Raw genomic sequence first — 8387 nt, 5'->3', positions numbered from 1 at the left:
CGCCCGCATCGCACCGCGCGCATGGGGCCGCGCGCATCAGGCCGGGCGTTCAGGCCGCGCGCATGACCGCGTGGATCAGACCCGGGCGCAGGGGCTCGTGCGGAGGGGGCGGTGGGTCGGCGAGCACGGTGTCGCCGGGGCGGATCTCGCCCGAGGCGACCACGACCGCCATCACCCCGGCCTTGCGTACCAGGGCGCCGCTGTCGTCGCGGCCGAGCACGGCGGCCAGCAGGCCCCGCTGGAAGCCGTCGATCTGGGCGCACGGGTTGCGCAGGCCGGTCACCCGCAGCACCGCCTGCGCGCCCACGCGCAGCACGGTGCCGGTGGGCAGGGCGAGCAGATCGAGGCCGCGGGTGGTGAGGTTCTCGCCCAGCTCGCCGGGGCCGACCTCGAATCCGGCCTCGCGCAGCTCGTCGTGCAGCTCGGCGTGGATGAGGTGCACCTGGCGCAGGTTGGGCTGCGTGGGGTCGCGGGCCACCCGCGAGCGGTGCTTCACCGTCGCGCCGCAGTGGGCGTCGCCCTCGACGCCGAGCCCGGCGAGCACCCGGATGACGTCGCGGCCCGGTTTGCCGAAGGTGTGGCCGGGGCTGCTGCTCACCGCGACCACCGTCGCCTGCGGCTCGCCCGCCATGTCTCCACCCCCTTGACACGCCATGTTACCGGCAAGATCGCCCGAAAGTTTCTCGCCGGCGGTCGTAGAGTGACCCTCGGGCTCGCCGTGCGCGGCGGGCCGCCGACGCCCCTGTCCCGCCCCAGGGAGGACCTACGACCATGAGCGAGCCCGTGGCCTTCTGGGTCGACCACGAGTACGACCGCGAGCGCGCCGCCGACGGGGTGAGCCGCTTCGGCGACCAGGTCAGGAGCAGCACCGCGGAGTTCGCCGGCGCCTTCGGCGACATCGCCCCGGTCGCCTTCGCCTGCACGGCCTGGCGGCTGGCGACGGCCCCGGTGCTCTCGCCCGGGTACGTGCGCTGGCACCGCCGCATCCTGTCGGCCAGGTGCCTGCGCAACTCCTGGGACGGCACCATGATGGCCAGGGTCGAGCTGGTCTCCCCGCGCCCGGCCACCCTGACCTGGACCCCCGACTGGGAGGGCGACCGCGAGTGGCGCGACTGGCCGCAGACCTTCGGCCAGTTCCTGGAGCCCTCGGAGCAGGACCTGGTCAAGACGTCCTACCTGCGGGCGATGCTCCTGCTGCAGACGCCGATCCCGCTGGACGGGCTGCCCGACGCCCCCGCCGACGCGGACGACGACCTGGAGGAGACCGCGCGCCGCACCGTGATCCTGCTGGCCAAGAAGCTCAACGACGCCGTGGGGCCGATCGTGCGCCAGCTCGAACGGTGGTGAGCGGCGATCCGGTTATGATCTCCCGCGTGGAGGAGGTCCCCGCGCTCGCCAGGACCGGGGCGGGCGAGCCCGCGCCGCTCGCGCCCGCGCCGGCCACCGACCCGTACCACGTCTACCTCGACTCGCTGGGCGGCGCGGAGTCGCGTCGCACCATGGCCGGGTGCCTGGACCGCATCGCGCGGGTGCTCACCGGCGACGAGAGCGCGACCGGCGCGGGCCAGCCGTGGCACCTGCTGCGCTATGAGCACACCGTGCGCATCCGCGCGATCCTGACCGAGCAGGGCTGGTCGCCGGCGCATGTGAACAAGCACCTGGTCGCGCTGCGGCGGGTGCTGCGCGAGGCGTGGCGGCTGGGGCGCATGTCGGCCGAGGACTACCAGCGCGCCGCCGACCTGCCCACCATGGCCCACACCCGTCTCCCGGCGGGCAGCCACGTGCCGCCCGAGGTCGTCGGCGCGGCGCTGGAGGTGTGCGAGCGCGACGAGACTCCCGCGGGGCCGCGCGACGCCGCCCTGCTCGCGGTGCTGTACTCCACCGGGTGCCGCCGCGCCGAGGTCGCCGGCCTGACCCTGGCCGACTACGACCCGGGCGCCCGATCGCTGCGGGTGCGCGGCAAGCGCGACCGCGAGCGGCTGGTCTACCTCAACGGCCAGGCCGTGGCCAGGCTGGAGCGCTGGCTCGCGATACGCGGCCGGGCACGCGGAGCGCTGTTCTGCCCGATCAGCCGGGCGGGCCGGCTGCGGACCCGCGACGGGGCCCCGGCCCCCATGACCGGCCAGGCCGTCGCCGACATCCTGGCCCGCCGCCTGGCGGCGGCGGGGGCGTCCCCGCGCACCCCGCACGACTTCCGCCGTACGTTCATCGGCGAGCTGCTGGACGCCGGCGTGGACCTGGCCACGGCCCAGGCGCTGGTCGGCCACGCATCCCCGGCCACCACCGCCCGCTACGACCGGCGCCCGGAACACCGCCGCCGCGAGGCCGTGGACCGGCTCACCCTGCCGCCGCCCCGTCCGCTGTAGGGGCGGTCCCGCTCAGGCGTCCCACTCCGCCCATGCCGCCGTCGCGTCGTCGTGCGGCTTGGCGTGCCCGGGTGCGCCCCGCTCCCGTTCCGCCGCCCGTACCCACGTGATCAGCTCCCCCACGCCCTGGTCGCGGGCGGTGGCGACCACCCGCGCCCAGCTCCAGCCGTACCACTCGACGAGCCGCGACACCCCGTCGGTCAGCAGCAGGGCGCCGGTCACGCTCTCGCGCGGGACCGACCCCGCCAGGGCCTGATACGCCGCGTCCGGCCGGGTGCCGGCCACCCAGAAGCCGCCGGGCCGGTTCCGCATCGACCGCACCAGCTCCCGGCTGTAGGGCCGCCCGCCCGGCAGGCGCGCGATCCGGTCGTCCTCGATCACCGTCAGCGAGCCGTCGGCACGCCGCAGCACGATCGGCGAGTCGCACAGCACGAAGTACTCCACCTGCTCCTCCCGCTCGCGCAGCACGGCCACCGTGGAGGACGGCGAGTCGGGATTGTCCAGGTCACAGGTGCCGCCGTGCGCGGCCATGGCGTCGCGGACGGCCGCGGCGACCAGGTCGGGCAGGCTGTCGCCGGGCCGGGTCGCGAGCCCCGCGGCCAGCGCGGCGCCGAGCCGGCCCACCAGCCAGGACACCTCGTGCCCGCACCCGGAGCCGCCGCCGGGCGGGGCGGTCGCGCCGTCGAGCACGGCCACCCAGGCGGGGCCGCCGAGCACCAGGTCCTCGTTCACCGAGCCGGGCGCCGGCTCGCTCTGATAGGTCACGCGCATCCCTTCGAGGATGCCCGGCGGACCCGGCGATCACGACGGCGGGCGGTCGTCCGGGCCCGAGGTCACAGGCGCAGCCGTCCGGTGGCGTCGTAGCCCTTGAGGAGCTGCGCGTACGGTGCGATGTCGATGTCGTGCTCGACGAGCCAGGAGTCGTCGAAGTAGGTGCTGAGGTACCTCTCCCCCGCGTCGCACAGCAGGGTGACGACGCTGCCCTGCTCGCCGGCCCGGCGCATGCGCTCGATGAGGCGCAGGGCGGCCCAGACGTTCGTGCCGGTGGAGGCGCCCACCGTGCGGCCCATGCGTTCGGACAGCCATCGCATGGTGGCGATCGAGGCGGCGTCGGGCACCTGCTCCATGTCGTCGATGACGCCGCCGACGAAGGACGGCTCGATGCGCGGGCGGCCGATGCCCTCGATGCGCGACTGGGAGGTCACGGTGACGTCGGAGGCGCCGTCGCGCCAGCCGTGGTAGAACGCCGAGCCCTCGGGGTCGGCCACGAGCACCCGGGTCGGGTGGCGGCGGTAGCGGATGTAGCGGCCGATCGTGGCCGAGGTGCCGCCGGTCCCCGCGCTCACCACGATCCAGGACGGCACGGGGTGCCGCTCGGCGGCCATCTGCTGGAAGATCGACTCGGCGATGTTGTTGTTGCCCCGCCAGTCGGTGGCCCGTTCGGCGTAGGTGAACTGGTCCATGTAGTGGCCGCCCCGCTCGGCCGCGATGCGGCGGGCCTCGTCGTACACCTCGGCCGCGCTGCTCACGAAGTGGCACCGGCCGCCGTACCACTCGATGAGCGCCACCTTCTCCGGGCTGGTCGAGGCGGGCATGACGGCGATGAAGGGCAGGCCGAGCAGCCGGGCGAAGTACGCCTCGCTGACCGCGGTGGAGCCGCTGGACGCCTCGACGACGGTGGTGTCGCGGTGGATCCACCCGTTGCACAGCGCGTACAGGAACAGCGAGCGCGCCAGGCGGTGCTTGAGGCTCCCCGTCGGGTGGACCGACTCGTCCTTGAGATACAGGTCGATACCCGGCGCGCCCGGCAGGTTGACGACGTGCAGGTGCGTGTCGGCGCTGCGGTTGGTGTCGGCCTCCACCCGGCGGACCGCCTCGGCGATCCAGTTGCGATCTTCCGTCGATGTCTGCGGCATGACGGACAGGCTACGTGTGATACGACAAACCGGACGACGAGCCCTCGGCGTCGGAGGGCGTTCGCCGTTAGCGTGGGCGGCGGGGAGGTCGATGATGCTCGACTGGGTCATGCGGGGCGTGCTCGCCCTGCTCGTGGTCGCGCTCCTGGTGGTCGGCCTGGCCTGGGTGTTCCAGCGCAAGCTGATCTATCTGCCCGACCGCTCCCCCGTCCCGCCGGCCGCCGCGGTCCTGCCCGGTGCGCGCGACGTCACCCTCACCACCGCCGACGGGCTGCGCCTGGGCGCCTGGTACGTGCCCGCCGCCGCGCCGGAGCGGGGCGTGTCGGTGCTGGTCGCGGGCGGCAACGCGGGCAACCGGGCCTACCGGGCGCCGCTCGCCCGCGCCCTGGCCGGCCGCGGGCTGTCGGTGCTGCTCCTGGACTACCGGGGCTACGGCGGCAACCCGGGCGAGCCGAGCGAGGCCGGGCTCGCCCTGGACGTCCGGGCGGCCCGGGAGCACCTGGCCCGCTCCGGCGACGCCCTGATCTACTTCGGCGAGAGCCTGGGCGCGGGCGTGGTCGCCGAACTGGCCACCGAGCATCCGCCCGCGGCCCTGCTGCTGCGCTCCCCCTTCACCGACCTGGCCGACGCGGGGCAGGTGAACTACCCCTTCCTGCCGGTACGCCCCCTGCTGTGGGACCGCTTCCCGGTGACCGCGCATCTGGCGGGCGTCCGGGTGCCCACGACGGTCGTCTACGGCTCCCACGACACGATCGTGCCGCCCCATCTGAGCCGCGCCGTCGCCGAGGCGGCGCCCGGCCTCGTCGGGAACGTCGAGATCGCGGGCGCGGGCCACAACGACCGCGTCTTCCTCGACGGCCCCGAGCTGGTGGACGCGGTCGTGGACCTGGCCGCCCGGGTGACCTGACCCGCCGCGGCCCTCAGGGGCGGATCACGTCGTGCAGGACATCGGGCCTGTTGGAGATGACGCCGTCCACGCCGTAGGAGAGCACGCGGCGCATGCCCTCCGGGGAGTCCACCGTCCAGGCGAAGACCCGCATGCCGAGGCGGTGCACGCGGCGCACGTACGCGGCCGTGAGGGTGGCGTACGGCGGGTTGATCTGGTCGGCGAACGCGGCCAGCTCCCGCAGCTCGGCCGGGGACGGCGTGCCGAGAAGGCCGATCGGGACGCCGGGCAGCAGCCGGTGGAAGGCCCGCATCGACCCCCAGTCGAACGACTGCACCACCACCCGCCCGGACTCCGGCCAGCCGGGATGGCGCCGCAGCTCGGCGGCGACGCGTTCCTCGATGCCCGGGTAGAGCCGCGGCGCCTTGATCTCCAGCAGCAGGCCCAGCCCCGAGTCGTCCATCTCCCGCAGCGCCTCGCCCAGGGTGGGCACGCGCTCGCCCTCGTACTCGGGGGAGAACCACGAGCCGGCGTCCAGCCTGCGGATCTGGTCGAGCGTGAGGTCGCCGACCCGCCACGGCGCCAGCCCGGGGAAGACCCGCTCGGCGTCGGTGGTGCGGGTCAGGGTCGTGTCGTGCATCAGGACCAGCTCGTGGTCCTTGGTCTCCTGGACGTCGAGCTCGAACATGTCGGCGCCCTGCCCGGCCGCCAGCTCGAAGGCGGCGAGGGTGTTCTCCGGCGCGTACGCCGAGGCGCCCCGATGGGCGACGCCGGTGACGGCGGTCGCCTCGGTCGCGGCGGCGGCCGGGGACGCGGGCAGGGCGGGGGCGGTCAGAAAGGCGGACGTGATCGCGAGGATGGCGGCGAGCCGTCTGAACATGGATCTCCTCGTGGCAGACCTACGGCCCGACAATGACCACGCCCTGTGACTGACAGTTGATGTCAGAGTAACCATGCGGTGCCCGGCCGGTGAGCATTCGACACGCCGCGCGGCCGTCCACCGAGGGGAACGACCCCCGGCAGCCACCGCGAGCGCGGCTACCCGGTGCTCCAGGTAACAAGATGATCACTGATGTGGTGAGACGGGCACTGGGCGGAACTCTCGGACGTTCTCCCTGAGACCGCGTCTGGCGGCGCGCCTGGCCGCTTCGATGCCATGCACCGCGCGCCGCGGGTGCAGCGCCGGGATACGGTCTCGGGGAACGCCCCGTCTGCACCTTGCCGTGGTCACCGCCAGCGGCAAGGTGCCGCGGTGTATGAGGAGCGATAGATGACAGGTGTGGCGGTGATTCGGCCCAGCGAGCTGGGCCCGGGGGAGATCGACGCGTGGCGGGAGATGCAGCGGGCGCAGCCGCATCTGGCCAATCCGTTCTTATCCCCCGAGTTCATCCTGTGCATGGCGGAGGTGTCGGATCGCGTACGGGTGGCCGTCGTCAGCGACGGGCAGGGCATCGCCGCGTTCTTCCCCTATGAGGAGCGTTCCGGCGTGGGCACCGCCGTGGGGGCGTGGGTGTCCCTCAGCCAGGGCGTCATCCACCGTCCCGGCTTCCACGTGGACGCCGACACGCTGCTGGCGGCCTGCGGGCTGCACGTGTGGGAGTACGGCTGCCTGGTCCCCGAGCAACCCTGGTTCGAGCCGTTCACCACGCTGCGCCAGGAGGCGGCCGTCATGGACCTGTCCGACGGCTACGCGGCCTACATCGACCGGCTGACCAGCCGGTCGCCCAAGTTCATGAAGACCATGCGCTACAAGGAACGCAAGCTCGGCCGCGAGTCCGGCGAGGTGTCCTTCGTCTTCGCCGAGCGGGCCGAGGAGCGACTGCGGCTGCTGCGGGAGTGGAAGTCCGCCCAGTACGCGCGCATGGGCCGCGCCGACCGCTTCGCCAAGTCCTGGGTGGTCGAGCTCGTGGAAAGGCTGCACGCCATCGACACCCCGGACTTCGGCGGCGTGCTGTCCATGCTGTACGCCGGCGGCGAGCCGGTCGCCGGCCACTTCGGCCTGCGCTCGGCGTCGGTGCTGGTCAACTGGTTCCCCGCCTACGACCCCGCCTTCGGCAAGTACTCCCCGGGCATCATCCAGCACTTCCACATGGCCGACGACGCGGCGAAGATCGGCATCCAGGCCATCGACCTCAGCGTCGCCAAGGGCTATGAGTACAAGCGGCTGCTGGGCAGCAGGAACATACCGGTGAGCGAGGGCATCGTCCGCCGCCGCACCGCACGCGCGGCCGCCCACTGGGTGCGCACCGAGCCGGTCCGCCGCCTCCGCCACCGCATCCTGGACAGCCCCCGCCTGTACGGCCTCGCGGACCGCGCCCTGCAATGGTACGGCCGCCGCCGCACCTCCACCCCAGCCCGCTGACCCACCCCCGCCGGAGGCAGGCCCCACAGGGCCGGCCAATGGCGGGGCCCCCGAACCGATTCGAAGGCGGGCCTTCGGGCCCGCCGGAAACCGGCGTCCACCCAGCCGGAGACGAGGCAGCCCGAACCGGCAGCAGGGCAGGGCCGCACCCCCGCCCCTCACCTCAGAGCGGGGACGCGAGGGCCGGGATGGGGCTTTCTGCCGTGCATGTGAGGCCCCTCACCTCAGAGCGGGGACGCGAGGCCGACGATGGCGGGCGGCCTCGGGCGCGGCCCGGAGATGGGACGACCCGGATCAGCCGCAAGCGGGCGATCCGGGTCGGGCGGTGGGGGAAGGAGTTCGGGCGGGCCGGAGTGCCGCGTTTCGCAGCGGCCCCCGGCCCGCCCTCATCGCGTTCACGGGGAGCGGGCCGGTTCGATGCCACGGCGGACCCTACGCGGCACGGCACCACGGCAGACCCCGCACGGCACGGCACCACGGCACACCCCGCACGGCACGGCACCACGGCACACCCCGCACGGCACGGCACCACAGCACACCCCGCACGGCACGGCACCACGGCACACCCCGCACGGCACGGCACCACGGCACACCCCGCACGGCCGGGCCTGGGAGAGGTCCGCGTCGTAGCCCGAGCGCGGGTGTTCCGCTCGCGGGTGCGGTAGCCGTTGCGCGGGGCGATCCGCTCGTCGCCGCGCCGGCCGTAGCCGACACCGATCTGCTCGTCGCCGCGCCGGCCGTAGCCGACACCGCACCGGCTGTCGGCCTCGCCCGACATCAACACCTCGGCCATGGTTCCCCATGGATCGCGACAAGCCGGGGTCCTGGGTCTGGACCCGCTCCGCCGGCCACTGCTC

At 74.1% G+C, this 8387-nt stretch carries 8 protein-coding genes; 4 read left to right on the top strand and 4 right to left on the bottom strand.

Features of this window, described 5'->3' with window-relative positions:
* Window positions 1-49: 49 nt before the first annotated feature.
* Complete coding sequence (locus HNP84_RS45900; RefSeq protein ID WP_185056432.1) at window positions 50-631, bottom strand: MOSC domain-containing protein; 582 nt, start codon at window positions 629-631, stop codon at window positions 50-52.
* A gap of 140 nt (window positions 632-771) precedes the next feature.
* Here HNP84_RS45900 and HNP84_RS45895 point away from each other — a divergent pair, with 140 nt between their 5' ends.
* Window positions 772-1347: a hypothetical protein gene (locus tag HNP84_RS45895; protein ID WP_185056431.1), complete on the top strand. Its 576-nt coding sequence runs from the start codon at window positions 772-774 to the stop codon at window positions 1345-1347.
* A gap of 26 nt (window positions 1348-1373) precedes the next feature.
* On the top strand, window positions 1374-2366 hold the full coding sequence (locus tag HNP84_RS56555) for a tyrosine-type recombinase/integrase (protein ID WP_312927206.1): 993 nt from the start codon (window positions 1374-1376) through the stop codon (window positions 2364-2366).
* Window positions 2367-2378: 12 nt separating this feature from the next.
* Here the strand turns inward: HNP84_RS56555 and HNP84_RS45885 are convergent, their stop codons facing one another.
* Together HNP84_RS45885 and cds1 are read right to left on the bottom strand one after the other, a co-directional pair.
* Window positions 2379-3137, bottom strand: coding sequence for a protein phosphatase 2C domain-containing protein (locus HNP84_RS45885; RefSeq protein WP_185056429.1), 759 nt, complete (start codon window positions 3135-3137; stop codon window positions 2379-2381).
* Between the two features lie 62 nt (window positions 3138-3199).
* Window positions 3200-4282: an L-cysteine desulfhydrase Cds1 gene (gene cds1, locus HNP84_RS45880; protein ID WP_185056428.1), complete on the bottom strand. Its 1083-nt coding sequence runs from the start codon at window positions 4280-4282 to the stop codon at window positions 3200-3202.
* A 91-nt stretch (window positions 4283-4373) separates the two neighbouring features.
* On the opposite strand from cds1, the gene HNP84_RS45875 reads away from it, so the two are divergent.
* Window positions 4374-5189 (top strand): alpha/beta hydrolase, encoded by an 816-nt coding sequence (locus HNP84_RS45875; RefSeq protein WP_185056427.1) that lies wholly within the window; start codon window positions 4374-4376, stop codon window positions 5187-5189.
* Between the two features lie 13 nt (window positions 5190-5202).
* On the opposite strand, the gene HNP84_RS45870 is transcribed toward HNP84_RS45875, so the two are convergent.
* Window positions 5203-6048, bottom strand: a complete 846-nt coding sequence (locus HNP84_RS45870) for a glycerophosphodiester phosphodiesterase (protein WP_185056426.1) — start codon at window positions 6046-6048, stop codon at window positions 5203-5205.
* Between the two features lie 390 nt (window positions 6049-6438).
* Between HNP84_RS45870 and HNP84_RS45865 the strand changes: the two genes are divergently transcribed.
* The gene (locus HNP84_RS45865; protein ID WP_185056425.1) at window positions 6439-7530 is read left to right on the top strand and encodes a GNAT family N-acetyltransferase; all 1092 of its coding nucleotides are present in this window, start codon (window positions 6439-6441) and stop codon (window positions 7528-7530) included.
* Window positions 7531-8387: the final 857 nt, after the last annotated feature.

Source organism: Thermocatellispora tengchongensis (assembly GCF_014202315.1).
Lineage (GTDB): Bacteria > Actinomycetota > Actinomycetes > Streptosporangiales > Streptosporangiaceae > Thermocatellispora > Thermocatellispora tengchongensis.
This window is presented reverse-complemented; position numbering and strand designations above follow the sequence as displayed.